Source organism: Prescottella soli (assembly GCF_040024445.1).
Classification (GTDB): Bacteria; Actinomycetota; Actinomycetes; order Mycobacteriales; family Mycobacteriaceae; genus Prescottella; species Prescottella soli.
In genome coordinates, this window is record NZ_CP157276.1 from 3,151,990 (window position 1) to 3,177,463 (window position 25,474).

General features: G+C 69.1%; 26 protein-coding genes. 14 read left to right on the forward strand and 12 right to left on the reverse strand.

Features of this window, described 5'->3' with window-relative positions:
• Positions 1–66 precede the first annotated feature (66 nt).
• Positions 67–414 carry a UBP-type zinc finger domain-containing protein gene (locus ABI214_RS14700; RefSeq protein WP_348603262.1) on the forward strand — a complete coding sequence of 116 codons (348 nt, stop codon included), beginning with the start codon at positions 67–69 and terminating at the stop codon, positions 412–414.
• 37 nt (positions 415–451) lie between these two features.
• On the forward strand, positions 452–1,336 hold the full coding sequence (locus ABI214_RS14705; RefSeq protein WP_348603263.1) for an aminoglycoside phosphotransferase family protein: 885 nt from the start codon (positions 452–454) through the stop codon (positions 1,334–1,336).
• A gap of 91 nt (positions 1,337–1,427) precedes the next feature.
• Here the strand turns inward: ABI214_RS14705 and mihF are convergent, their stop codons facing one another.
• The 3 genes from mihF to ABI214_RS14720 form a co-directional block, all read right to left on the reverse strand.
• On the reverse strand, positions 1,428–1,742 hold the full coding sequence (mihF, locus tag ABI214_RS14710) for an integration host factor, actinobacterial type (protein ID WP_348603264.1): 315 nt from the start codon (positions 1,740–1,742) through the stop codon (positions 1,428–1,430).
• Between the two features lie 110 nt (positions 1,743–1,852).
• Entirely contained in the window at positions 1,853–2,632 is a 780-nt protein-coding gene (locus ABI214_RS14715; protein WP_348603265.1) for an enoyl-CoA hydratase, read from the reverse strand.
• A 111-nt stretch (positions 2,633–2,743) separates the two neighbouring features.
• Positions 2,744–3,184: an SRPBCC family protein gene (locus ABI214_RS14720; protein WP_348603266.1), complete on the reverse strand. Its 441-nt coding sequence runs from the start codon at positions 3,182–3,184 to the stop codon at positions 2,744–2,746.
• Between the two features lie 70 nt (positions 3,185–3,254).
• Here ABI214_RS14720 and pepN point away from each other — a divergent pair, with 70 nt between their 5' ends.
• Positions 3,255–5,747 carry an aminopeptidase N gene (gene pepN / locus ABI214_RS14725; protein ID WP_348603267.1) on the forward strand — a complete coding sequence of 831 codons (2,493 nt, stop codon included), beginning with the start codon at positions 3,255–3,257 and terminating at the stop codon, positions 5,745–5,747.
• Between the two features lie 354 nt (positions 5,748–6,101).
• Here pepN and ABI214_RS14730 read toward each other — a convergent pair whose 3' ends face one another.
• Positions 6,102–6,509, reverse strand: coding sequence for a DNA-binding protein (locus tag ABI214_RS14730; protein WP_348603268.1), 408 nt, complete (start codon positions 6,507–6,509; stop codon positions 6,102–6,104).
• A gap of 168 nt (positions 6,510–6,677) precedes the next feature.
• Here ABI214_RS14730 and ABI214_RS14735 point away from each other — a divergent pair, with 168 nt between their 5' ends.
• The 4 genes from ABI214_RS14735 to ABI214_RS14750 all read left to right on the forward strand — a co-directional run bounded on the left by ABI214_RS14735 (position 6,678) and on the right by ABI214_RS14750 (position 11,585).
• Positions 6,678–7,709, forward strand: a complete 1,032-nt coding sequence (locus ABI214_RS14735; RefSeq protein ID WP_348603269.1) for an ABC transporter substrate-binding protein — start codon at positions 6,678–6,680, stop codon at positions 7,707–7,709.
• 15 nt (positions 7,710–7,724) lie between these two features.
• Positions 7,725–9,032, forward strand: a complete 1,308-nt coding sequence (locus ABI214_RS14740) for an MFS transporter (RefSeq protein ID WP_348603270.1) — start codon at positions 7,725–7,727, stop codon at positions 9,030–9,032.
• A 22-nt stretch (positions 9,033–9,054) separates the two neighbouring features.
• On the forward strand, positions 9,055–9,816 hold the full coding sequence (locus tag ABI214_RS14745) for an ABC transporter permease (RefSeq protein ID WP_348603271.1): 762 nt from the start codon (positions 9,055–9,057) through the stop codon (positions 9,814–9,816).
• A gap of 89 nt (positions 9,817–9,905) precedes the next feature.
• Positions 9,906–11,585 carry an alkaline phosphatase D family protein gene (locus tag ABI214_RS14750; protein WP_348603272.1) on the forward strand — a complete coding sequence of 560 codons (1,680 nt, stop codon included), beginning with the start codon at positions 9,906–9,908 and terminating at the stop codon, positions 11,583–11,585.
• 23 nt (positions 11,586–11,608) lie between these two features.
• Here the strand turns inward: ABI214_RS14750 and ABI214_RS14755 are convergent, their stop codons facing one another.
• Positions 11,609–12,478: a hypothetical protein gene (locus ABI214_RS14755; RefSeq protein WP_348603273.1), complete on the reverse strand. Its 870-nt coding sequence runs from the start codon at positions 12,476–12,478 to the stop codon at positions 11,609–11,611.
• A gap of 381 nt (positions 12,479–12,859) precedes the next feature.
• Here ABI214_RS14755 and helR point away from each other — a divergent pair, with 381 nt between their 5' ends.
• The 4 genes from helR (at position 12,860) to ABI214_RS14775 (ending at position 17,101) form a co-directional block, all read left to right on the forward strand.
• Positions 12,860–15,097: an RNA polymerase recycling motor ATPase HelR gene (gene helR / locus ABI214_RS14760; protein WP_348603274.1), complete on the forward strand. Its 2,238-nt coding sequence runs from the start codon at positions 12,860–12,862 to the stop codon at positions 15,095–15,097.
• Positions 15,098–15,125: 28 nt separating this feature from the next.
• Positions 15,126–15,749 carry an AMIN-like domain-containing (lipo)protein gene (locus ABI214_RS14765; protein WP_348603275.1) on the forward strand — a complete coding sequence of 208 codons (624 nt, stop codon included), beginning with the start codon at positions 15,126–15,128 and terminating at the stop codon, positions 15,747–15,749.
• A 159-nt stretch (positions 15,750–15,908) separates the two neighbouring features.
• Positions 15,909–16,469, forward strand: a complete 561-nt coding sequence (locus ABI214_RS14770) for a DUF1707 SHOCT-like domain-containing protein (RefSeq protein ID WP_408587038.1) — start codon at positions 15,909–15,911, stop codon at positions 16,467–16,469.
• Positions 16,470–16,504: 35 nt separating this feature from the next.
• The gene (locus tag ABI214_RS14775; RefSeq protein ID WP_348603277.1) at positions 16,505–17,101 is read left to right on the forward strand and encodes a CHAP domain-containing protein; all 597 of its coding nucleotides are present in this window, start codon (positions 16,505–16,507) and stop codon (positions 17,099–17,101) included.
• A gap of 23 nt (positions 17,102–17,124) precedes the next feature.
• Here ABI214_RS14775 and ABI214_RS14780 read toward each other — a convergent pair whose 3' ends face one another.
• The 5 genes from ABI214_RS14780 to ABI214_RS14800 form a co-directional block, all read right to left on the reverse strand.
• Positions 17,125–17,655 carry a hypothetical protein gene (locus ABI214_RS14780; RefSeq protein WP_348603278.1) on the reverse strand — a complete coding sequence of 177 codons (531 nt, stop codon included), beginning with the start codon at positions 17,653–17,655 and terminating at the stop codon, positions 17,125–17,127.
• Positions 17,652–18,482, reverse strand: coding sequence for a MerR family transcriptional regulator (locus ABI214_RS14785; RefSeq protein ID WP_348603279.1), 831 nt, complete (start codon positions 18,480–18,482; stop codon positions 17,652–17,654). The genes ABI214_RS14780 and ABI214_RS14785 overlap by 4 nt, the downstream gene beginning before the upstream one ends.
• Before the next feature lie 40 nt (positions 18,483–18,522).
• Positions 18,523–18,855, reverse strand: coding sequence for an SHOCT domain-containing protein (locus ABI214_RS14790; protein WP_348603280.1), 333 nt, complete (start codon positions 18,853–18,855; stop codon positions 18,523–18,525).
• A gap of 14 nt (positions 18,856–18,869) precedes the next feature.
• Positions 18,870–19,295, reverse strand: coding sequence for a DUF6325 family protein (locus tag ABI214_RS14795; protein WP_348603281.1), 426 nt, complete (start codon positions 19,293–19,295; stop codon positions 18,870–18,872).
• A gap of 116 nt (positions 19,296–19,411) precedes the next feature.
• Complete coding sequence (locus ABI214_RS14800; protein ID WP_348603282.1) at positions 19,412–20,785, reverse strand: glutamine synthetase family protein; 1,374 nt, start codon at positions 20,783–20,785, stop codon at positions 19,412–19,414.
• Positions 20,786–20,886: 101 nt separating this feature from the next.
• Between ABI214_RS14800 and ABI214_RS14805 the strand changes: the two genes are divergently transcribed.
• Together ABI214_RS14805 and ABI214_RS14810 are read left to right on the forward strand one after the other, a co-directional pair.
• On the forward strand, positions 20,887–22,023 hold the full coding sequence (locus ABI214_RS14805; RefSeq protein WP_348603283.1) for an amidohydrolase family protein: 1,137 nt from the start codon (positions 20,887–20,889) through the stop codon (positions 22,021–22,023).
• Positions 22,024–22,128: 105 nt separating this feature from the next.
• Positions 22,129–23,751, forward strand: coding sequence for a long-chain fatty acid--CoA ligase (locus tag ABI214_RS14810; protein WP_348603284.1), 1,623 nt, complete (start codon positions 22,129–22,131; stop codon positions 23,749–23,751).
• Here the strand turns inward: ABI214_RS14810 and ABI214_RS14815 are convergent.
• Entirely contained in the window at positions 23,738–24,184 is a 447-nt protein-coding gene (locus ABI214_RS14815) for a nucleotide triphosphate diphosphatase NUDT15 (protein ID WP_348603285.1), read from the reverse strand. The genes ABI214_RS14810 and ABI214_RS14815 overlap by 14 nt on opposite strands.
• Positions 24,181–24,783 (reverse strand): TIGR00730 family Rossman fold protein, encoded by a 603-nt coding sequence (locus ABI214_RS14820; protein ID WP_348603286.1) that lies wholly within the window; start codon positions 24,781–24,783, stop codon positions 24,181–24,183. The genes ABI214_RS14815 and ABI214_RS14820 overlap by 4 nt, the downstream gene beginning before the upstream one ends.
• A gap of 60 nt (positions 24,784–24,843) precedes the next feature.
• Here ABI214_RS14820 and ABI214_RS14825 point away from each other — a divergent pair, with 60 nt between their 5' ends.
• Positions 24,844–25,434 carry a TetR/AcrR family transcriptional regulator gene (locus ABI214_RS14825; protein ID WP_348603287.1) on the forward strand — a complete coding sequence of 197 codons (591 nt, stop codon included), beginning with the start codon at positions 24,844–24,846 and terminating at the stop codon, positions 25,432–25,434.
• Positions 25,435–25,474 lie beyond the last annotated feature (40 nt).

The window sequence follows — 25,474 nt, forward strand, 5'->3', positions numbered from 1 at the left end:
CGACGACGCCGGGCGCGGAACAATGGGACCCGGTCCGCATGACGTCGACCGGTTGGGGAGGTCCCTGTGAACGAAACGTCCGACATCGATCCCGCCGCGCCACCGAGCGGCACCGGATGTGCCGAGTGCGACGCGGTGGGCGGATGGTGGTTCCACCTGCGCCGGTGCGCGGAATGCGGGCACATCGGCTGCTGCGACTCGTCCCCCGCTCAGCACGCCAGCGCCCACGCGGCGGCAACCGGCCACCCGATCATCCGCAGCTTCGAGCCGGGTGAGGCGTGGTTCTGGGACTACCGCACCAAGGATTTCGCGGAGGGCCCGGAACTGGCTCCTCCACAGCACCATCCGCTGGACCAGACGGTGCCTGGTCCGGCCGACCGGGTCCCCGACGACTGGGCGGATCGGCTGCACTGAGGCGGGCCGGACGCCGAACCGTTCGTAAGATCGAGTCATGGTCGAGGTTCCGTCCGCCCTCGTGGCTGCGCACCACAGGCACGGTGGCATGGCCGGCCGCGCGTTCGTCGCCGCACTGCCCGGGATTGCCGACCAGATGCTCGACTGCTGGAACCTCGCCCCGACCGGTGATCCGATGCACGGGTGGGCGGCCCTGGTGCTGCCCGTGCGGGACGGGAACGGCCGGAACGCGGTGCTCAAACTGCAGGCCGTCGACGAGGAGACCGCCGGAGAACCGGTGGCGTTGCGGGTGTGGGACGGCGACGGCGCGGTACGACTGCTGGCGGACGACCCCGGCAGCGGCGCCATGCTCCTCGAACGACTCGATGCCTCGCGGACCCTGTCGGGTATGGAGGATTCGCGCGCGGCCGTACGCATCCTCGCCGGCCTGCTGGCGCGCCTCACGGCACACGTCGCGCCGGCCGGCATGCGACGACTCGGCGACGTGGCCGATGTGATGCTGCAGGAGGCGCCCGACGCGGTCCGCCTGCTCGCCGATGCGGCCGATCGCCGCCTGCTGGCCGACTGCGTGGCTGCGGTCCGGGACGTCGTGGCCGAGCCGGGAAACAGCATGCTGCACTGGGATCTGCACTACGACAACGTGCTCGCGTCGGAGCGAGAGCCGTGGCTCGCCATCGATCCCAAGCCGCTCGCAGGGGATCCCGGGTTCGAACTGCTGCCTGCGCTGACCAACCGGTTCGATCCGGTGGAGACCCTGTGGCGGTTCGACCTCATGACCGACGTGCTCGGCCTCGACCGCGGACGTGCCGTGGCGTGGACGCTGGGCCGGATCCTGCAGAACGGGCTGTGGGACATCGAGGACGGTGAGGGTCGTCTCGCGGAGGAGCAGGTGGCGATCGCGCGAATCCTGTTGGCTCGCTGACGACGCTGGATCGGACCGCGCGAAGACTGGACCGTGGAGACGGAGCGACCCGCACCACCAGGTGCGGGTCGCTCCGTTCTGCTGACCGTGGTCAGTTGCCGAGCTTGGCGATCAGGTCGGCGCGCTGACGGGCGCCGAGACCCGATACGCGGCGGGTCTCGGCGATGCCGACGGATTCGGCGATGTCGCGGGCCTTGATCTTGCCGACCTTCGGCAGGGATTCGAGCAGGTACAGCACCTTCGTCTTGCCGACCAGTTCGTCGGTGTCCGCCTTGTCGAGGACCTCCACGAACGTGAGCTTTCCCGACTTGAGACCTTCTCTCAGTTCGGACCGCGCCTTGCGGGACGCGGCGGCCTTCTCGAGCGCGGCGGCGCGCTGTTCGGGGGTCAAGGTGGGCAATGCCATGGGTGTGCCTCTCTCTCGCGGTACCCGGAATGAACCTCAGGCTAGAACGGGAACCGCCCGCGCGCGCGTCAACTGTGCCCCGCGTGTCGAGCAGCGTCGCCTGGTTCGTCTCATTTGCCCTTCCACAACGGCTTTCGCTTCTCGAGGAAGGCGCTCATGCCTTCCTGCGCGTCGCAGGTGACGGCGTTGGCCGCCATCGTCTCGGCCATCAGCTCGTACGCCTCGTCCTGTGGAAGGTCGATCTGCCGGTAGAACGCCTGTTTGCCGATGGCCAGCGTGAGCGGGCTGGCGTACGCGATCCGCGCCGCGAGTTCATGTACACGAGCGTCCAGTTGGTCTGGTGGGACAACGAAATTGACCAGTCCCCACTCGGCGGCGGTGGCGGCGTCGACGGTCTCTCCGGTGAGCAGCAGCTGCATCGCGCGCTTGCGACCCACCGCGCGGCTGAGCGCGACCATCGGGGTGGAGCAGAACAGTCCGATCCGCACACCGGGCGTCCCGAACACCGCGTTCGACGACGCCACCACCAGGTCGCACGACGCGGCCAACTGGCACCCCGCCGCGATCGCGGGGCCCTGCACCGCGGCGATCACCGGCTGCGGAATCTCCTGGACGGTGTCCATCATCTCCGTGCACACCTCGAAGATCTCCCGCTCGTCCTCGAGGCTGCGGTCGATCATTTCCGACAGGTCGTGACCGGCCGAGAACACCGGGCCGTCCGCGGAGATCACCACCACCCGCACCGAGTCGTCTTCGGCGAACTCGCGCAGGGCCGCGGTAACGCCGCGCATTGCGTTGACGGACAGCGGGTTCCGCTGATCGGGGCGGGTCAGTACCGCGGTCGCGATACCGGTCTCGGCATCGATCTCCGTCCTGACGGGAATGTCCATGACGCACCTTCTTCGTGATCGCTCGGTTGCCCCGATGCTACGACGGGAGCGGGCATCCGGCGACACGGAAGAACCGCCCGGCCGATCCACGGCCGGGCGGGGGCACGGTGGTCAGGCTTCGATCGCCGACTTGATCCGTAACGCGAACGCGGGAGCATCCTTTCGTGCGGCACGCAGCGCGAGCGGCGCGACGAGCTTGCCGATCCCGTGCCCCTCCAGCACGTTGAAGATCGTCAACTTCGTGCCGTTGCCGGACGACTCCAGGTCGTAGCCGCCCTCGACCGCCGTCACCATGTTCTTGGACCGTTCGGCCCACCGGATGCGTCGCGGCGCGTCGAACTCGGTGATCTCGAACTCACGCTCGGTGGTCATCCCCGCGTCCTTGACGGTGCTGGCGAAGACGGTTCCGACGCCGGGCGGCCCGGGTGTCTTCTGCACGATCTTCTGCACCCGCGGGCTGAACTTCGGATCGTTGACGCCGACCGCGAGGAACTGGAACACCTCGTCGATGGGACGATCGACCACTGTCGTGCCTTCGAAAAGTCCTGACATGTCGAAACCCCGTTCGGAGTGGTTGACCGGAGATCATTCGGACTCTACCCGCGGCTGGCAGGATCGGGGTGTGAGTATCGCGAACCTGACCCGTGCCGAGACCGCTGCGCGATCCGCGGCGGTGACCGTCCGCTCCTACCGCGTCGAACTCGACGTGTCTGCCGCGCCGGACGCCTCCGAGGCCGGATTCCTGACCACGACGACGGTCGAGTTCGACGCCACCGGTGGGGACACCTGGCTGGACTTCATCGGCCTCGAGATCCGTTCGGTGATCGTGAACGGGCAGTTCGTGGACGTCGAGTACGACGGCGCCCGGATCGCACTGCACGGGCTGCGGCGGTCGAACACCGTCGTGGTCAGCGCGGTCGGCCAGTACAGCCGCTCCGGCGAGGGCCTGCACCGTTTCCGCGACCCGGTCGACGGCCAGACGTATCTCTACACGCAGTACGAGCCGTCGGACGCACGTCGGGTGTTCGCGTGCTTCGAGCAGCCGGACATGAAGGCGCCGTTCACGTTCGCGGTCACCGCGCCCACCGGGTGGGAGGTGACGTCGAACCGCCCCGCCGCGGTGGTCGAGGACGACGGCGAGCGCCAGGCGGTGGAATTCTCCCCCACCCTGCCGATCGCCACGTACATCACCGCGATCGTCGCCGGCCCGTACCACCGCGTCGAATCCGTCTGGAGCCGCGGCGATCTCGAGGTTCCGTTGGGTGTGCTGTGCCGGGCGTCGCTCGCGCAGTACCTGGACGCCGACACGATCTTCGAGGTCACGAAACAGGGTCTCGACTTCTTCGCCGAGCACTTCGACTACCCGTATCCGTGGGGCAAGTACGACCAGGTGTTCGTGCCCGAGTACAACCTCGGCGCGATGGAGAACCCAGGGTGCGTCACCTTCACCGAGGCGTACGTCTTCCGCGGTGCCGCCACGGCCGCGCAGTACGAGGCACGGGCCAACACGATCCTCCACGAGATGGCGCACATGTGGTTCGGCGATCTCGTGACGATGGTGTGGTGGGACGACCTGTGGCTCAAGGAGTCGTTCGCCGACTTCATGGGCGCGCTCGCGAGCGCCGAGGCCACCGAATGGACCGACGCGTGGGTCGCGTTCGCGAATCGCCGTAAGGCGTGGGCATATTCGCAGGACCAGTTGCCGACGACGCACCCGATCGTCGCCGACATCGTCGACCTCGAGGCGGCCAAGCTCAACTTCGACGGCATCACGTACGCGAAGGGCGCCAGCGTCCTCAAGCAGTTGGTGGCCTACGTGGGACGCGACGCGTTCTTCGAGGGCGCACGCCGCTACTTCCGCGAGCACGCCTTCGGCAACACCACGCTCGCCGACCTGCTGACCGAACTGTCGGCGGCCTCCGGTCGCGATCTGGCCGCCTGGGCGCGCGCGTGGCTGCAGACCAGCGGGGTCTCCACGCTGACCCTCGACGGTGGTGGGGTCGACGGTTACGAGATCGTGCAGACCGATCCGCGCCCGCACCGACTGGCGGTCGGCCTCTACGACGTCGACGACGCCGGCGATCTGGTCCGGCGCGACCGGGTGGAGTTGGATGTGGTCGCCGAGCGCACACCGATCGAACTGCCCGACGCGGCCCTGCGCCTGCTCAACGACGGCGACCTCACCTACGCGAAGGTCCGACTGGACGCCGGATCGCTCGAGACGGTTCAGCGCTCGCTGGACCGGGTCGTCGACCCGCTGACCAGGGGCCTCATCTGGTCGGCGCTGTGGAACGCCACCCGCGACGGCGAACTCGCCCCCGAGCGCTACCTGACGATGGCGCGCGCATTCGCGCCGTCCGAGCCGAACATGGCGCTGCTGACCGCGGTCCTGGCGAACGCGTCGTTCGCGATCGGCCACTACCTGCCCACCGAGGCGCGGGACCGCTGGCGGCGCGAGTGGCTCGAAACCTGCTGGACGGCAATGCAGGAAGCCGAATCGGGCTCGGGTGGACAGCTGGCATGGGCCCGTGCGGCTGCGGCCGCAGCAGTTGTCGACGACCGCCACGCGGCCGACATCCGTGCGATCCTCGACGGCGGCCGGCCGGGCCCGGACGGGCTCCGGTTGGATCCGGACCTGCGCTGGGCGCTGTGGACGTCGCTGTCCGCGACCGGGCATGCCGACACGGAGACGCTGGACGTCGAACTGGCGCGCGACGACACCGCGTCCGGGCGGACTGCCCAACTGCGTGCGCTCGCCGCCCGCCCGGACCCGGAGGTCAAGGCGCGGGCCTGGGCGTCGGCGCTCGAGGACACGGCGCTGAGCAACGACCACCTCGACGCCGTCATCGCCGGATTCCGGGCGGGCGAGCGCCGCGACCTGATCGCTGGCTACGACGACGCCTACTTCGCGGCGATCCGCGGAGTGTGGGCGCAGCGGAGCATCGAGATCGCCCGCCGGATCGTCCTCGGGCTCTTCCCGGCGTCCGATTCGGTCGATTCGGTGGATTCGTGGCTTGCCGCGAACGTCGATGCGCCGGGTGCACTGCGTCGACTCGTGCTCGAGCAGCGCGACCATCTGGCGCGCGATCTCCGGGTTCGCAGGGCCTCTTGTTAACGCCGTGTGTCGCCGTTTTTACGCCCGGCTCACTTCGCGTTTCTTTTCTGTAAGGCATTGCGGAATACGGGGATCAGCGCTTGGAACACGGTCGTCCGGTCCGTTAGACATGCAGTGGCGCCGACAACGGCGAGACAAGAGAAGCAGCGCTTCAAGGGAGTAAGGGGTATCAAATGGGTTCTTCCGCAGCGGATCTCGGTAAGGTCGCAGCCGGCGCGACGCTGATCTCGACGGTCATCGGCCTGGTCGCCGGTGTCGCCGGCGTCGCCGCATTGTTCATCTGAACACCGCGGCACCAGCGCACCTCGGGCCCGAAGTCGTTCGTCGACTTCGGGCCCGAGCCTTGTCCGGGGGTCAGGTGCGCTTGACCAGCCTGTCGTATCGCTGCCGTGCCGCCTGGGTGCTCCCCAGTCCCAGGCCGAAAGCGATTTCCTGCCAGGTCATTCCGCGTTGCCGCGCGATGCCCAGGAGAAGTGCCTCCAATTGGTCCATCTCGGCGCGGGCCTTCGGGATCAGCCCGAGCGCGGCGGTGACGTCGGCGTCGTCGATCTCCGGCTCTCCGGGGTCCGGGGTGTGGACGCCACCGGCGATCGCGGCCACGATGCGGATCGCGCCCAGCGGATCGAGCATCTCGGGGTGGGACTGCCGGGCGCGCTGCTCGGCCGTGGCGCCGTGACGTTCCGCGATCCGGAACAGGCCGGCGTACTCGCGGTGCGCGCGCTCGCGGCTCGGGTTCGGCGGTGTGAACTGGTCGTCGGACATGCCTCCAGGGTGCGGCGGCAATGGAATGTTGTCAACAGACTGTTGAAAACTGAGTGTTCACAAGGACCCGAGAGTGGACGGCCTCGGCTACGGCGAATCTCGACCGATGGCGATCGCGAGCCCCCCATGAAATATGGTTAGGGTTACCAAACTCGAGAGGATCCGGATATGGCACCCACGTTGAGCCGTCGCACCATGCTGACGATGAGCTTCGCGACCATCGCGGGACTGGCCGTCGCAGGCTGCAGCAGTAACGACTCGTCACAGGGTGACCGCACCGCCGGTGCCGCCGATCACGCGGAGCCGGGTGCCTACCCAGTCACGATCGACCACAAGTTCGGTTCCACGACCATCACCCAGGCACCGCGGCGGATCGCGGCCGTCGGTATCGGCGATGCCGACGTCCTGCTCGCCCTCGGCCTGACGCCCGTCCTCGTCCCCGTGTGGACCGGTTCCACCGACGACGGCATCGGTGTGTGGGCCGAACCCAGCCTGCACGGCGACGATCCGGCGGCCTTGGCCAACGCGACCACGGAGTTCGACATCGAGACGATCGTGGCGTCGGCTCCGGATCTGATCATCGCGGTCAACAATGCGATCGACGAGGACACCTACCGGAAGCTCAGCGCGGTCGCTCCCACCGTCCTGCACGCGGCGGACCAGACCGACTGGGTGCTGCCGTGGGAGGAAGTGACCACGCGCATCGGTGCGGCCGTGGGCCTTCCGGCGCAGGCGGAGCGCGAGGTGCAGGACGTCCAGGATCGCATCACGAAGGCGCGCAACGACAATCCACAGTTCAGGGGAAAGACGGCTGTGCTCGTCGCCGCCCGCAACGACGGAACGCTGCGGGCGTTCGCGCCGGATGCCGCGCGCGCCCAGTTGCTGACCCAGTTGGGCTTCGAACCGCCGCAGGCCCTGAAGGATCGTTTCGGCGGCAAGCTCAACTTCGAGGTGTCGGCCGAGAACTACAGCCTGCTCGATGCCGATCTGATGCTGTTCGACAACTACGAGAAGGTTCGTGCCACGCTCGAGGGAACGCCGGCGTTCACGAATCTCGACGTGGTCCGCACCGGTGGTCTCATCGGCCTCGACCCGATCGTGAGTGATGCGGTTTCGATGCCGAACCCGCTGACGATCCCGTTCGTGCTCGACGAGTTCGTCGCCCTGATCAACGCGGCGGAGCGCGCACGGCAGTCCTGACGGCGCTCTAGGGTCATGGCTGTGTTGCGTGCCCGTCCCTTGAACTCGTTCGCTCGGTCGTTCCGAGTCGCCCGCGCCGTTCCGGCGCCGGTGCGTCTGATCCTGGTGTCGATGGTCCTCTTCAATGTGGGCTTCTACCTTGTGGTTCCGTTCCTCGCGGTCCACATGTCCGACGACCTGGGTCTGGCGGGCTGGGCGATCGGGCTGGTGCTGGGCCTGCGGACCTTCAGCCAGCAGGGCATGTTCTTCCTCGGCGGCAGTCTCGCCGACCGCTTCGGGGTGCGTCCGCTCGTGCTGCTCGGAATCTCGTTGCGGGTGATCGGCTTTCTCGCTCTCGGGTGGGCATCGAACCTGGCGCAGATGATCGTCGGTGTCCTGCTGGTGGGACTTGCGGCGGCGCTGTTCGCGCCGGCCGTCGAGGCGGCCAACGCGGCCTACGGGCACCGGCTCGAACGGGACGGGGTGATCCGGCGGACGGAACTGTTTGCACTCGAGCAGATGTGCAGCCGGCTGGGCACCGTCGTCGGGCCCGCGCTCGGCGCGCTACTGCTGGTCGTGCCGTTCCTGTGGACCGCGACGTCGGCGGCGGTGCTCTTCGCGGGGCTGCTGGTGGCGTTCGCCGTCTGGCTGCCCGCAGACGTATCCACCTCCCACGACGCCGAGTCGTCCCCGCAGGGTCTGCGCGTGGTGTGGCGCGCGGTGCTGACCAACCGGAGCTTTCTCGTCTTCGCGGGCCTGTGCGGGGCACAACTCGCCGCGTACAACCAGCTCTATCTGATGCTGCCCGAGCAGCTCGAGCGCGGTCTCGGCTCGCAGGCGGCACTGGGCTGGTTCTTCACGGGCGCGGCGCTGCTCGTGATCTTCGGGCAGTCCCCGGTGGTGGCCCTCGCGAACCGGTTGGGCCACCGCGCGTCGATCGTCGCCGGGATGGCCGTCATGGCGGCGTCGTTCCTCGCGCCCGCGGCCGCGTCGACGGCCGCGCCCGACTCCGAGGCCGCGCAGCTGGCCGGGCTCGTAGTGTGGGTCGTCCTGCTGCACCTGGGACAGATGCTGATGGTGCCGCCGATGCGCGACACGATCGGGATCCTCGCCGGCGAGCGCTTCCTCGGCGCACACTTCGGGATGCTCAACACGCTCGGCGGGCTGCTGACGCTCGTCGGCTCCATCGGTGTCGGGCAGCTGTTCGACGTCGTCGACGTGGGTGATCTCGGGCCCGCCGCACCGTGGTGGGTGATCGCGGTCGCCGTGGCGGCCGCGGCGGTGGGCCTGTGGCGGTGGAGTGCACGGGTGCCGAATCGGCCGTCCTGCATACCGGTGACCTGACTTCGGTGAGAAGGTGACAACGATGAGTGCATCGTTGGCGAATCCCGGACTCGCGCTGTTCGTCCTGTGCGCGGTCATGGTCGCATGCACGGCGGTGGTGTACCGGATCGCCCGTCTCGGGAATCCCATGACCGCCCCGTGGGCGGCGGCCCGTGGGGCGCTCCAGCTCGCCGCGGTGTCGCTGGTCCTCGCGGCGGCGCTCGGCCGTCTGTGGTCGTCGTTCCTGGTCCTGGCCGTGATGTTCGTAGCGGCCGCGTTCACGGCCGGCCGCCGCGCGAAGGCCGGCCGGTCGGCGGCATGGTTGTCCGTCGCGCTCGCCTGCGGTGTCGGCGTGGTGGTTCCACTGATGCTGGTCAGCGGGGTGGTGCCGCTGGAAGGCGTCGCGATCGTGCCGATCGGGGGGATCGTGCTCGGCAATGCGATGACCGCGACCGCGCTCGCCGCGAAACGCGGACTGGACGCGATCGACCAGCGGTGGGGCGAGGTCGAGGCCGGACTGAGCCTCGGGTTCAGCGTCCGGGACGCGCGGATGGAGGTGATCGGCCCGGCCGCGTCCGACGCCCTGTTACCCGGGCTGGACCAGACCCGGACGGTGGGGCTGGTGACCCTGCCCGGGGCGTTCGTCGGCGTGCTGCTGGCCACCGGTTCTGCGGTCCAGGCGGGCGCGGTGCAGATCCTCGTCCTCGTGGGGTTGCTGCTGGCGCAGACCTGCGCGGTGGCGGTGGCGATCGAACTCGTGGCGCGCGGAGTGGTCAATCGTCCGGGGACACACGCGGTGTACTGAATTCACCCACGAATCGAACATCGGGTGAACATTCGATACTTCACCGGATCCGAGTTGAACGAACGTCCGGGATTCGTTGTGATCCAGTGGTGTTCGAGAACAGTGATACCGGAGTCGTGAGCCGCCGCGGACTGCTGCGGGGCTCGGTGGTGCTGGCGGGGGCCGGCGTCGCCGCCGCAGCCACCGGACGGGCGTCGGCCGCCGTCCCGGCGCCCGGATTCGTCCACGGCGTCGCGTCCGGCGATCCGCTCCCCGACCGCGTGATCATCTGGACGCGGATCACCCCGTCCGGCGACGCGCTGCCCGGTTCGGGCGTGGGGCAGACGGTGTCGCTGACCTGGCAGGTCGCGACCGACCCGGGTTTCGCGAACGTCGTGCGTGCCGGCGCGGTGGACGCGGGCCCGGACACCGACCACACCGTCAAGGTCGACGTCACGGGGCTGCGTCCCGGTACCGGCTACTACTACCGGTTCACGGCGCTCGGGCAGACGTCGCCGGTCGGCCGCACCCGCACCGCGCCCGCGACCGACGCGGATCTCGGACGGCTGCGGTTCGGCGTCGTCTCGTGCTCCAACTGGGAGGCGGGCTACTTCGCGTCGTACCGGCACCTGGCCGAGCGCGACGACCTCGACGCGGTCCTGCACCTCGGCGACTACATTTACGAGTACGGACGCGGCGAGTACGGGGCGAAGTACGGCTCGGTCCGACCGCACAATCCGGCGCACGAGATCATCTCGCTCGCCGACTACCGAATCCGTCACGCGCAGTACAAGACCGACCCGGACCTCATGGCGCTGCACGCGAAGGTGCCGTTCATCACGACGTGGGACGATCACGAGTCCGCGGACAACTCCTACGACGGCGGCGCCGAGAATCACGACCCGGCCACCGAGGGGGACTGGGGTGCCCGCAAGGCGGCGTCCGCTCGCGCGTACTTCGAGTGGATGCCGGTGCGGAGCAATGCAGTCCCGCTCTATCGCCGTTTTCGATTCGGCAACCTCGCCGAACTCTCCATGCTGGACCTGCGCACCTACCGGAGCGAGCAGGCCTCTTCCGGTGCCGGGTGGCGCAACGTCGATTCGCCCGACCGTACGATCACCGGTCGCGCGCAGATGGACTGGCTCACCAGCGGCATCGTCACGTCGCCGACCCAGTGGAAGATCGTCGGCAACCCGGTGATGATCGCGCCGTGCGCGTTTCCGCCGCTCGAAGACCGCACCATGGCGGCGATCACCGACATGATCGGTGTTCCCGACGCCGGTATCCCGTACAACACCGACCAGTGGGACGGCTACAGCGCCGACCGCCGCAGACTTTTCGACGCGATCACCTCGAACAACGTCCGCAACACGGTCTTCCTCACCGGCGACATCCACACCTCGTGGGCGTGTGATCTGCCGGTGGACGCGGCGGACTACCCGGGCGCGGGAACGGTCGGGACCGAGTTCGTGGTCCCGTCGGTGACGTCGGCCAACATCGACGACTCGCTGAAGGTTCCGCCCCGCACCGTGAGCGTCGCGGCCGAGGAGGCGTTCAAGACGTTCAACCATCATGCGCGCTACGTCGAACTCGACTCCCACGGCTACGGCGTGTTCGAGATGAACAAGCAAGGGGCGCAGATGGACTGGTTCTTCGTCAACGATCCGGTCGATCCGCACGGAACCGTTCGGCACGCGGTGAGCTACCGGGTCGCCGACGGCACCCAGCAGGCCCAGCCGGTCGCGACCCCGCTCGATCCCGCCGGCTACCGTCCGGGGACGGGCGCCTGAGCGCACCGCCGTGGCCTGACGCCTCAGCTCGACCAGTGGGGGCGCTTGGAGAGGACCCATGCTGCCGATTCACGGACACCGAGGTGGACGTCTGCGGCCAGCCGGGTGAGGAGATCGTCGACGCCGGGCGTACGCCAATGGGCGACGGTGTAGACGAGTTCGTGCCGGACGGCGACATCCGGGTAGGTCGCGTATGCGGAGAGTTCGCGGATGGGGCCATGCCAACGTTGACGGCCGTTGCCGCGTCCGATCTTGCGGATCAATTCGGCGACCACTGCATGGTGTCCGGCCGCTGCTGCATCGGCAAGCTGAGTCAGAAGAACGTTTCGCGGTCCGAACGGGCCATCCATCGGATGCGGCCTGCGCTCACGCAACCGGGCCGCCCCGTACGTCCCGTAAGGCGCGCATCCTTCACACGTACACGGCGCCGTCCCATGTGCATCAGGTGAGTATCGCCACCCCGTCGAACGCGGCGCCGGACGGATCCGCCTGATTTCGCCGGCCGTGATGCCCCTGGGCACGAACACTTCCCAGCCGCGAGCATCGTCCAGGCGACATACGGCAGCCGCCGCCTCCGCCGCACTGCAGGGACGAGCCGGGTGGGCGTAGTGGCCAACGGCAACCAATTCGTCGTCCGGAATTCGGAAGGTCACCACCACCAGCGGCTGACGCACATGAAACCGTGCGATCTCACGCACCCATTGATGGGTCAGCAGGTACGACTCGACCCGCGGGAAAGCGTACACACCACGCCCACCGAGTCGAGCCAGTCGATCAACGCTGTCAGAGCTGACTCGGGCCTTCAGCGGAGGAGCTGCGCTCAACGCCTTCAGCCCCGTCCGGCGGACGCGCTGCGCGATCCGCTCCGCGGTGACATGAACGAACAAGGCCATAACGCCCGACAGTCTAACGGCCACTCGCCCGGCATCCCGGGTACCCAAGGAACACTGTCTGCCAGGCATCGGCACCGCGGCAGTTGAGCAGATTCACTCCGTCGGCGCTCGTGAAAAGCACTGCGTTCGTGGGTCTTCTACGCACTCGATACTCGAGTGGTGCAGGGGAACGCCGGAATGAAGGAGGAAACACACTCCTTCCCACTACTAACTTATAGCGGACTGGGGGGCTTGCGGCAAGGCCCCGGTCATGCCGCAGAATCGCTGACCTGAGTCGAAACCCGTGGCCGTGACTGCGCTGCTGAAGGTGGTCGTCCGAGAGGGGCCGCCAGCATCCACGACAAGCGCCCGAATCACGGAGCAGGGGAAAGTGAGGGCAAGTTGTCAGCTCGAGAGTACGAAGACGAATTGCGGGCCGAACAGGAGTACGTGACGGGGCTCTACGCGCGACTCGACGCCGAGCGTGCGCGAGTGAAGGCGCGGTACGGCGCGGCGTTGCGAAGCCCTGTCGACGTCACGAACGGCGGGACACTGGTGGATCGGGACGCCGAGGTCCGCACGCTGGCCAGGGAGATGCAGCGGCTGGACGTGGCGGACCACGGGCTGTGCTTCGGTCGGTTGGACGCCGTGTCCGGTGATCGTTCCTACATCGGCCGGATCGGCATCTTGGACGAGGAGCACGACTTCGAACCGCTGCTCCTCGACTGGCGCGCGCCGGCCGCGCGTGCGTTCTACGTGGCCACCGCCGCCAGCCCCGAGGGCATGCGTCGACGTCGGCAGTTCCACAGTCGGGGGCGTCACGTGGTCGAGTTCACCGACGAGGTTCTCGGTCGCCCCGACGGCACAGACCCGGACAGTCGGGGAGACTCGGCTCTGCTCGCAGCCGTCAACGCGCCACGCGGTGACGGGATGCGCGACATCGTGGCGACGATCCAGGCAGCGCAGGACGAGATCATCCGACTCGACCACTCGGGGGTGTTGGTGATCGAGGGTGGTCCCGGCACCGGGAAGACCGTCGTCGCCCTGCACCGCGTCGCGTATCTGCTCTACACACAGCGCGAGCAGATGGAACGACACGGGGTGCTCGTGCTCGGCCCCAATTCGGCGTTCCTGCGGCACATCGATCGCGTTCTCCCGTCGCTCGGTGAGACGAATGTCGTGTTCACGACCACCGGTGACCTCGTGCCCGGCCTGCACGTCACCGCGGAGGACACGTCGGACGCCGCGCGGTCGAAGGGTTCGCTCCGGATCCTGGACGTGCTCGCCGCGGCGATCGCCGACCGGCAGCGGCTGCCCGAGAACCCGATTCCGATCGAACTGTCGGGTGTCGCGCTGCAGATCGACGCCGAGACGGCGGCGTGGGCGCGGGAGGAGGCGCGCGCCAGCGGGCGACCGCACAACGAGGCCCGCGCGGTGTTCCGTGAGATCGTCACGTACGTGCTCACCGAGCGCGCGATCGGCCGGATCGGCAAGGGCTGGTTGTCCCGCTCGGATCGCAAGGCGTGGGAGCAGATGCGGACCGAGCTGCTCGAGGAGCTCGCGCAGGACGCGAACTTCACCACCGCGCTCGACGCACTCTGGCCGGTGCTGTCCCCGGATTCAGTACTTGCAGAGCTCTATTCGTCACGGGAGCGGTTGAGTGCGGCCGGCGCCGACCCGGCGCTGTGGCGCGAGGCCGGCGACGCCTGGACGGTCTCGGACGTGCCGCTGCTCGACGAGTTGGTCGAACTACTCGGCCGGGACGAGCGGGTGGATCTGGCCGCTGAGCGGGAGCGAAAGGCGCGGACCGAGTACGCCGAAGCCGTGCTGGACAGCCTCGTCAGCCGCGCCGACCACATGGAGGACGACGAACTCCGGCTCTTCGCCACCGACGTGTTGGACGCCGAAGGCCTGGCCGAGCGGTTCGTCGAGCGCGACACCCGCGAGCTCGCCGAACGCGCTGCCGCGGACCGGGACTGGACCTACCGGCACATCGTCGTCGACGAGGCACAGGAACTGTCCGAGATGGACTGGCGCGTGCTGATGCGCCGCTGCCCGAGCAAGTCCTTCACCGTCGTCGGCGATCTCGCGCAGCGTCGGTCTTCGGCCGGCGCGACGTCGTGGGATGCGATGCTCGAGCCGTACGTGCCCGGCCGCTGGGTCTACCGGTCGCTGTCGGTGAACTACCGCACCCCGGCGGAGATCATGGCCGTCGCCGCGGCGCTGCTCGCCGAGTTCGCACCCGGGGTCCAGCCACCGGATTCGGTTCGCGCGTGCGGGGTCCAGCCTTGGTCGGCAAACGTAGATTCCGGCGAACTGACATCTGCCATAGAGGAATTCGAACGGGGCGAAGCGGGACGCGACGGGACGAGCGTCGTGATCGGGCCACCGGACGTTCCGGGCGCGGTGCCGGCTTCGGAGGCGAAGGGCCTGGAGTTCGACGCCGTCCTGGTGGTGGAGCCGGAACGCATCCTCGCGGACGGCCCGCGCGGTGCTGCCGAACTCTATGTCGCCCTCACCCGCGCCACCCAGCGCCTCGGTGTCCTGCACCGGGGACCGCTGCCGCAGGCCCTGGCCGGTCTCGTCGAAGTGGCAGCGAACAGCGCCTCCCCGGAAGTAGGGTGCCAGCGGGGCGGGTAGCGATCGGCGAGGGGGAGCAGTGTCGACGGTGAAGTCTGTGGTCATCGGTGTGGTGGCGGCGAGCGTGGTCGTGCTGACGGGCTGCGGCAACGATACCTTTGCACCGCAGTCGGATTCGCCGATCGTCGCGCGTGCCGTCCCCACGCCGGCCGACCGCACCGGCCGGATGCAGATCGGCCCGACTCCACCGCCGCCGTCCACGCTGCGACCCGTGCCGGCCGACGAGCTGCCGCCTCTCGACGGGGACGCACCCACGATCGCCATCGACGACGTGCGGATCGAGGTCGACGCCCGCACCGGAACCGCGCGGGTCGTGTACCGATTCACCGGCGCCGCCGGAGTCCCCTTCTGGAAGGCGGGGTACGTCGCCGAGGCCGTCCCGTACGGTGGCGGTCCGAGTCTCGTTGTCGCCGGGCAGGCGATCATGCAGATCGACATCATGGGTACCGCGACGCCCACACGGGACGTCTATTCCGCCGCAACGCCATTGGCGGGTCCGGAGGGGTCCGGCGTGACCCAGCTCTTCCTGCTGCCCGGCACGCAAGAGGCGAACGGAGTCACCCAGTCCTTCGTCGGTCTCCGCGGCGGGCCGAGACCGTTCGAGGTGGTCGCCGTCGAGGACCCGCCGCAGCTGGTTGTCGAGATCCGATGAGGTGGTGTCGAGCGAGACATGCTGCGAACGCTTCTTTCTCGACCATATCCGTCCTGCACTAGGATCGTCTGGGAAGAATCCGACCATCGCTCACAGAGAGAGTGTGACGTGTCAGCCAATCCCGAACCCGACGATCTGCTACTCAGTGATGACGAACGCATGCACGCGTTGAACGTCATCGGCGAGCACTACGCGGCAGGGCGTTTGGACGCGAGTGAGTTCTACGACCGGTCGGGGGCGATCGCGTCGGCCCGCACCCTCGATGCGATGCGGGACTCGTTCCGTGGACTTCCGGGCGGCCTGCCGCTCGACGTGATCGACGGGCACGTTCGGAAAATGGCGGTCGGCGGTGACGTCGAGCCGACGGGTGTCGGGCGGCCCGTCGCGTCACCGGGGCCCCGCAGTGACGAATCCGATCTGTCCGCACTCAGGAAGCGCGGTGGGTTGGTCGAGTCGCTCGACGGGGTGATCTTCGGTGTCACCCTCGTGGCGTTCCTCGTGCTCCAGCTGATCGTCGACTGGGACTACGCCTGGATCGTTTGGCCCTCGTTGATCGTGACGCTCAGCGTCCCCCGGATGCTTCTCAAGTACAGCGACGCCGACGAGGAGATCTACGAGGAGCTGAAGGAGGAGGAGGCGAAGTCGCGCAAGAAGCGTCTCCGAGAGGCCGCCGAACGGATCCACGAACTCGAGGCCAAGCGGGACCCCGACAACACCTGATCGTCAATGTCTCGTTTCCGGTTACATTCGAGGGCATGAGCGCACAACCCGACGCCCGTCGTCGCCGCCTCGCCGTCTGGATCGCATCCGCGATCGCGGTGCTGGTGGTGGCGGCGGGCGCCGTGCTGTGGTGGGCGCCCGACCGGTACCTGCCCTGGGACACGGCGTCCTTCCCCGCCGTCGACGCCTCGACGCTGACGCCGACCCAGGCCAAGGTGATCGACGTGCTCGAGAACGAGCATCGGCAACAGCGGCCCGGCACCTTCTACTCCGACGGCGCGAAGGAGCCGTGGTGCGCCAACTTCGTCAGCTGGGTCATGCGTGAGGCCGGCGAGCCGTTCGCGAACCCGAACTCCGGGTCGTGGCGCATCCCCGGCGTCTACACGCTGCAGGAGTATTACGAATCCCAGGGCCGGTTCGAGGCGGTGGGTAACGGCTACACACCCAAGGTCGGCGATGTGGTGTTGTACGACAACGAGTTCCGGATCGGTCAGCACACCAACTTCGTGGTCGCCGTCGACGGTGACAGCGCCACGACAGTCGGCGGCAACGAGCTCGGGAAGATTCGCGTGCACGACCTCGACTGGCGGTCGGACTCCGCCGTCGTCGGCTTCGGGCGGCTGGATTCCTGAGCTGCTCGGGATCGATGTGTCCGTCAGCCCTGCATGCTCAGTCGGGCGCACAGGTCCCGCGGCGCGTCGACGTGCAGGCTCACACCGGTGACCATCCGGGACTCGTGCTCGACGCCGACGGGCGCGTCGAAGTCGATGTCGATCACCGTGCCGTCCGGACCGGGCAGGTAGAACCGTCCGTCGTGAATGCCCGGCGTGGTGTGCTCGAACCGGCGGGTGGGAACGGCGCGGACGATTCGACTGCGGTCGACGGAGAGGACCGTGTCGCGGCCGGATCGCAGCGTCAGCTTCTCGGCGGTTACGAGATGCGGATGGACGGCGCGGGCCGCTAGCCAACAGGCCATCGCGACGAGAGAGACCGCGGTAAGTACGAGCAGCACCACCCGCAGCCACTGCCACGGCACCAGTAGGTGCAGCGCCACCGCCTCGACGAGGCTCGCGACGAGGAACGCCGCCGGGATCGCAAGGGTGCCCGCGGTGTACCCGAACGTCGACACGCCCTCGCCGGCGCCGTCCACTCGTCCGCGGCACCACAGCCACAGGGACCGGATCACGACGGCACCTGGCCTTCGAAGTTCCCGTCGTCGTCGAGGATCCCGAGCCGCTGCATCACCCGGGTGAGGATCGCGCCCTGCGCGGGGTCCGGAACCAGGTCGGTGATCGGCATGGCCGGCTTGCGGCCGGGCCCCACCTCGGACTGCCATTGCTCGAGAACTCCGGATTCGACGAAGAGGGCCCGGACGGCCTCCTGCATTGCCTCCGACAGGGATTCGATCTCGTCGGCGCATTCTTCCGGGCTGCGTCCACGGACTGCCGCGAACCTGCGGTACACCGCCACGATCCGCTCGCGGGACGGTGGATCGGAGAGCTGGCGCGCCGCCGATTCGAAGAACTCTTCAGGGGCCGACCCGGAGATCGCGACCAGTTCCCAGGCGCCCCGTTCGCGTTCGAACTCCGCCCGCACCGCCGGATCGGTTTCGGCGGCGATCAATTCGGTGAAGACCAGCGCCAAGTCGGGCGGCAGCGGCGACACCGGCCGACCGGCGCGGTGCGCGTCGAGCATCTCCTGCAGCCGGGCTCGCTTCGCCGCGAGAACACGTTGCTCGGCATCGATGGTGTCGACCAGTGCGGTGAGGTCGGCCTCGAGGTCGTCGGCAGCGGTGCCGTCGGTCGTCGCGGACACGATCGACGCCACCGAGCCGAGGGGTATCCCGGCCCCGGCGAGCCAGCGCACCCGCATGAGCCGCACCAGGTCCGCCATGCCGTACTCGCGGTACCCGTTCGCCAGCCGCCGGGGCTCGTCGAGCAGGCCGAGCCGGTGGTAGTGCCGGATCGTGCGCGGTGTGGTGCCGGCCGCCTGTGCGATGTCGCTGATACGCATAGCCTCAGCATCAACTATGACGTTGCGTCATAGTCAAGGTTCAGGCGAGCAGCTTCGCCTTCGCGGCTGCGAATTCCTCGTCGGAAAGCACACCCGATTGGTGCAGCTGGCCGAGCTGCTGCAGCTTGGAGATCAGATCGTCACCGGAGGATCCGGAGGTCGGCGGGGCCGTCTGCTGCTGTGCGGCGAGTTGCCGAGCCATCGCGGCCTGCTGCTCGGCCGACTGCTGTTCCGCGTAGGCCTGCTGCTCGGCCGCGCGCCGCTGCGAGCTCCGGTCCATCGCGTTGGTTGTCGCCCTCGCGGTGCCTGCGATGACCGCGGTTCGTGCCACCGTCCCCAACAACCCGGGCCGACCCATGCGTCGTCCGATCATGTGAATTCTCCCTTCTACCGTGCGTGCTCGACGGCGGCGAGGACCGCGTCACGGGGTACCTGAACGTGTAGGGCCACCTCACCGCCCGCGGCGCGGGCCGCGGTGGCGATCCGGCGCGCCCACGCCTCCTCGTAGACGATGATCGCCGCGGACGTTCCGGGCTCGAGCGAGGACCGCACCACGTCCAGGTCGTCGGCGCTGATCCAGTGCTGTGCCTCGATGGCCAGGTCGGCCAGGCCGGTGTCTGAAAGGTCCTCGTCGACGTCGATCTCGGTGAGGTTGCCGGCCGCGTCCTTCGCGATGTAGACGAGGTCGAGCAGGGTCACGTATCCACGGTCGACCACGTCCTGCAGTGCGGCGACGGTGGCGGGGTCGGCGGTCGTTCCGGGGAAGGTCAGTACGACCAGTTCCACGGGGCCGATGTCGCTCGGTTGAGTCATGTCGGTCAGTCTGCACCGACGGAGCGGTCCTTGCCCGGACGAAACGCCGAAGACCGGAGTCCCCGGCTCCGGCCGGTGCCGGGGACCCGGGCGTCGCCGACCGCCCTCGGCGGCGCTCAGAACGCCCACCGCAGTGCCGCGGCGATCTCCTCGTCGGTCGAGTTCGCGAACCGCGCGATCTCCGCGCGGTGCACGTCGACGATGGTGGCCGACAGTTCCGTCCCGAAGGCCTCGGTGAGCGTCGCGTCGGCCTCGAACGCGTCGGTGGCCTCGCCGAGCGACCTTGGCAGACGGTCGATTCCGCGGCGTCCGCGTTTCTCGTCGGTGAGCGTCGCCGGGTCGACGCCCACGAGGTCCGGCAGTGCGGCGCCTGCGCGGATGCCGGCCAGGCCGGCGAACAGCAGCCCGGCGATGCACAGGTAGGGGTTGGCCGACAGGTCCAGCACCTTGACCTCGAGATTGGCGGCCCGCTCCTCCTCGCCGCCGCTGCCCGTCACCAAACGCAGTGCGGTTTCCCGATTCTCGTGTCCGCATGCCCGGAACGGCGCCGACCACTGGCCGGGCACCAGTCGCAGATAGCTCGCTGCCGACGCCGCTCCCACCGCGAGCAGTCCCGGTAGGTGGTCGAGGATGCCCCTGGCGAACGCCTCCGCCGTCGCCGTCAGCCCGCACGGGCCGTCGCCGCCGCTGTGCAGGTTCCGGCCCTCCCGCCACAGCGACAGGTGTACGTGTCCGCCGTTCCCGACGCCGCCCGCAGTCACCTTGGGGGAGAAGGACACCCGCATGCCGTGGCGGAGGGTCACGGCGCGGATGGTCTCGCGCACCAGCACGAACGTGTCGGCGGCGCCGAGCGGATCCTCCGCGGCCACCGACAGCTCGAACTGCCCGGCCGCGTACTCGGGGTGGATCTGCTCCACCCGGACATCCTGCTGTCGCAGCGCGGTGACCAACTCGGCCAGGTAGTCCGACCTCTCGACCAGCCGCGTGTACCCGTACGCCGGCCCGCGGGTCGCGGGCACGAAGTCGTCGGAGTCGTGCCCGACGACCCATTCGGTCTCGATCGCGGACTTCGCGGTCAGCCCCTCGTCGGCGAGCAGCGTGACGGCCCGGCGGACGACCCCGCGGGCATCCTGCGGGTGCAGGCCTCCGTCCTGCGTGTAGCGGTCGACGGGCGCCCACGCCCAGCCCGGCTGCGCCGCGAGCACGGTCAGCCGCCCGAGATCCGGGATCAGTCGCAGGTCGCCGACGGGGCCGCCGGCGTAGCGGCCGGCGACGATCGTGTCGTCGGGGGTGAACGCGTCGAACACCGGCGACGCCCCCACACCCCACGCGGCGGCGTGCTCGAGGCGGTCGATCGGGACGGCCTTCGTGCGCACCACGCCGCTGTTGTCGACCCACGGCAGCGCGATCGCGACGACGCCGCGTTCGGCGAGGTCGCGGGTCAGCCGCGCGGCCTCGAGCGCCCGAGCTTCGCGTTCGTGCCGATCCATCGCATCTCCCTCACGCGGGCTCGGTCAGCGGCAGAATGGCGGGTGTGGCGCCTTTCCCAGACGATACGCCGCGGCACTCGCGCGGAGATTCGATTGCGGAGATGGTCGACGCGCTGCCTCTCGTCGACCACCACTGCCACGGCGTCGTGCGCGAAGCCCTCGACCGGCCGGCCTTCGAATCGCTGCTGTGCGAGGCCGGCGGGCCCGGAGCGTGGCACGGCACCCTTTTCGACACACAGGTCGGATTCGCGGTGCGCCGGCTGTGCGCCCCGGTCCTCGGCCTGCCGCCGCACGTCGGCCCGGACGAATATCTCGAACGGCGCGTCGAACTCGGCGCCGACGAGGTGACCCGGTGCCTGCTGCGGGCGACCGGAATATCCGAGTTCCTCGTCGACACAGGGTTTCTGCGTGACCGGTTGACGACGCCGGACGAACTGGCGGCATATTCCGGGGCGCGGGCACACGAGGTGGTACGGCTCGAGCCGGTCGCCGAGGAGGTGATCGCCGTGCGCGGGGCCGGCACGTTCGCGGACGCCTGCCGCAGCAGGCTGGCGGACTTATCCCGCACCGCGATCGCCTTCAAATCCGTTGCGGCCTACCGGGTCGGCCTCGATCTGGCACCGGAGCGCCCGTCCGATGCCGGCGTGTTCACCGCGGCGGCGCGGTGGGCGTCGGAGATCGCCGCCGGGGGCCCGGTGCGTTTGGCCGACGAGACTCTGATCCGCTTCCTGATCTGGACGGCCGTGGACCTCGGCCTGCCGATCCAGTTCCACGTCGGCTACGGCGACGCCGACACCGACCTCGCGCGCGCCGACCCGCTGTTGCTCACGCCGCTGCTGCGGGCCACTGCGGGCCGCGGGATTCCGGTCATGCTGCTGCACAACTATCCCTTCCAGAGACACGCCGGCTACCTGGCGCAGGTGTTCGACCACGTGTTCGTCGACGTCGGTCTCGCGATGCAGAACGTCGGCGCCGGCGGCGCGATCCGCGTCCTGGCGGAGCTCCTCGAGCTCGCGCCGTTCGGGTCGGTGCTCTTCTCGACGGACGGCTGCGGCCTCCCCGAGTTGTTCCACGTTGCCACCGTGCAGTTCCGGACCGCACTGGCCGAGCTCCTCGAAATAGAAGTGAGACAGGGAAAGTGGTCGACGGGCGACGCCGAGCGGGTCGCGCGGATGATCGCCGGTGACAACGCACGCCGCGCCTACCGGCTCGCATCCGGCACCCCACCGACCGATTAGTCCGAAACGCCGGGAACCGGGGGTGAGTGACCCACGTCTCTTTCGTGGCGTAGTTTCACCCACGACATGCCGCCGGGGTGGCGCGCATCGAGCTAGGAGCCGCACATGTTGAGTACGATGAATGATTTACCTCTTTCCATCGCGCAGTTGCTGCGGCATGGAAGTACCGTCCACGCGGACGCCGAGGTGGTCACCTGGACGGAGTCGGGTCCGCGGCGGCGCTCGTATGCGGAGGTCGGCCGGCGGTGTGCGCAGTTGGCGCACGCGCTGCGCGGTCTCGGTATCGAGGGTGACGACCGGGTCGCGACGTTCATGTGGAACAACGCCGAGCACCTCGAGGCGTACCTGGCGGTGCCGTCCATGGGCGCGGTGCTGCACACGCTGAACATCCGGCTGTTCCCGGAGCAGTTGATCCACGTGGCCAACCATGCGGAGGACCGGGTGATCATCGTCGACGCGACGCTGCTCCCGCTGCTGGGCCCGCAGCTGGCGCAGATGAAGACCGTCGAGCACGTGATCGTCACGGGCGACTCAACGGCCGGCCTCGAGGCCCCGGAGGGCGTGCAGGTGCACACCTACGAGGGTGTGATCGCCGGGTTGCCGACCGAGTTCGACTGGCCCGAACTCGACGAGCGCAGCGCCGCCGCGATGTGCTACACGTCGGGCACCACGGGTGACCCGAAAGGTGTTGTCTACTCGCATCGTTCGATCTACCTGCACTCGATGCAGGTGTGCATGAGCGACGGCCCCAACCTGGCGCAGGGCGACCGGGCGCTCGCGGTGGTGCCGCAGTTCCACGCGATGTCGTGGGGCATGCCGTACGCGGCGTTCATGATCGGCGCGTCGCTGATCATGCCGGACCGGTTCCTCCAGCCCGCGCCGCTGGCGGAGCTGATCGCGTCGGAGCGCCCGACGTTCGCGGCCGCGGTGCCGACGATCTGGCAGGGCCTGCACCTGCATCTCGAGCACCACCCGCAGGACATCTCCTTCATGCGGGAGGTGCTCATCGGCGGGGCGGCGGTGCCGCCGTCGCTGATGCACGCGTTCGAGAACGAGCACCAGGTGTCGGTGCTGCACGCGTGGGGCATGACCGAGACGTCACCGGTCGGGTCGGTGGGCCGCCCGCCGGCCGATTCCACCGGGGAGGAGCGGTGGAGGTACCGCTACTCGCAGGGCCGCTTCCCGGCCTCGGTGGAGGCGCGGCTGATCGACGACGACGGCAACCGGGTCCCGCACGACGGCGTCAGCGTCGGCGAGCTCGAGGTCCGCGGGCCGTGGATCACGTCGTCGTACTACGGCGTCGACGCCCCGGACAAGTTCCGGGACGGCTGGCTGCGCACCGGCGACGTCGGGTCGATCACGCCCGACGGCTACCTCAACCTGTCCGACCGGACCAAGGACATCATCAAGTCCGGCGGCGAGTGGATCTCCTCGGTGGACCTCGAGAATGCGGTGATGGGCCACCCGGCGGTGGCCGAGGCCGCGGTGATCGGTGTCCCGGACGAGAAGTGGGACGAGCGGCCGCTGGTCGCGGTGGTGCTGCGGGAGGGCAGCGACGCCTCGCTCGAGGACCTGCGGGAGTTCCTCGCCGACCGCGTCGCCAAGTGGCAGCTGCCGGAGAACTGGGCGGTGATCCAGGAGGTGCCCAAGACCAGCGTCGGCAAGTTCGACAAGAAGCGGCTGCGCGCCGACTTCCACGACGGGAACCTCGACGTCACCCGGCTGTGATGCGATGGACCTGCCACGCCGGATCAGGGGTCGCCCCGGTCCACGCGCGCAACAGCGCGTCGCTCGCCGCGAAGAGCGGGCGGGGCAGGTCCGCCGGGTCGGCCCAGACCCATTCCGGAAAGATGTGCGGCTCACCGGGTCCCGTCGGGATGCCGGTGCTCCGCGCATGCACGCCGAACACGACGCCGCCCTGCGCCGAGCCGGCGTCCACCACGACGGCGAACGCGGCGGCGCCGGTCGAGTCACCGATCCCGGACTCTTCGAGGCACTCGCGGTGGGCCGCGTCCTCGATCGTCTCGCCGGGCTCGAGGTGGCCGCCGGGTAGGCACCACGTCTCGGGTTCGGTGGGTTTGACTCTGCGGCCCAGCAGGATTCGACCGTCGGGTCGTTCCACGACGATGCCGACCCCGACCTTGGGGCGTTCGACGGTCATGCGCGTTCGAGACCCGTGTCGCTGGTCGGTCCGCCGTCCGCGGTCCACTTCGGCACCGGCGGGGCCCACGTCGCCATGGCGGTCCGCACGTCGTCGAGGTCGCCGGCGACCAGCAGCGCGTCCCGCTGGTGTCCGCCGACGAATCCGGTATCGACCAGGTGCTCGATCAACGTGACGAGCGGCTGCCAGAAGCCGCCGGCGTCGAGCAGGAACACCGGCTTGGTGTGCAGCCCGAGCTGCTGCCAGGTCCAGATCTCGAAGAACTCGTCCAGCGTGCCGGCGCCGCCCGGCAGGACCACGAACGCGTCCGCGAGTGCGGCCATGCGCTGCTTGCGCTCGTGCATCGACTCGACGACCTCGAGGGACGTCAGGCGTGGATGGGCGATCTCCTTGTCCGCGAGGTGTCGAGGAATCACCCCGATCGCCTCGCCGCCACCGGCGACGACCGCGTCGGCCACGGCGCCCATCAGCCCGACCCGGCCGCCGCCGTAGACCAATCCGACCCCGGCCGCGGCCAGGTCTCGCCCGAAGGCCGTGGCCGTGCGCAGGTGGGCCGGGTCGTTCCCGGTGGCCGACCCCATGAACGCGGTGATCCTCATTCCACTCCTCGAATGCAACGCGACGTTGCGTTGCACTCTACCGCGTGGCAGGGTCTGGGAATGCCGGTAACCAGTGCCACCGCGGGGCGAGGCGGCCCCCGCAAGCGTGACCTCGTGCTGCAGACGGTCGTCGACGAACTCGCGTCGACGCCGTACGCGCAGCTGACGGTCGAACGCATCGCGGAGGCGAGCGGGGTGCACAAGACCACGCTGTACCGGTGGTGGTCGGGCAAGCCCGAACTGGTCGCCGACGCTCTCGCGACACTGATGGACACCGGGCCGGTGCCCGACACCGGCAGCACGCGTTCCGATCTCGTGGAGTGGCTGAGCGGCACCGCGCGCAACTACGCGGGCTCGCCGCTCGGCGTCGCGATGCCCGCGCTCATCAGTGACCTGGCCAGGACGCCGGAGGGCCTCGATGCCTTCCGCGTCGCGTTCCTCACCGAACGCCGTGCCAACTGTGCCGCGGTGATCGGGAGGGGAGTGGCGCGCGGGGACCTGCCGACCGATCTCGACGTGGACCTGTTCATGGACGCGCTCGCGGGCGCGGTGTTCTACCGCCAGGTGGTGACCGGCGGACGTGTCGACGCCGACACCGCGGAGCGGGTGGTCGACCTGCTTCTTCCGGCGGCAGGGAACACTCGCCGGTAGCGCGCGCGATGCGACGAGAACGACTGCAGCGCAGCTGAAC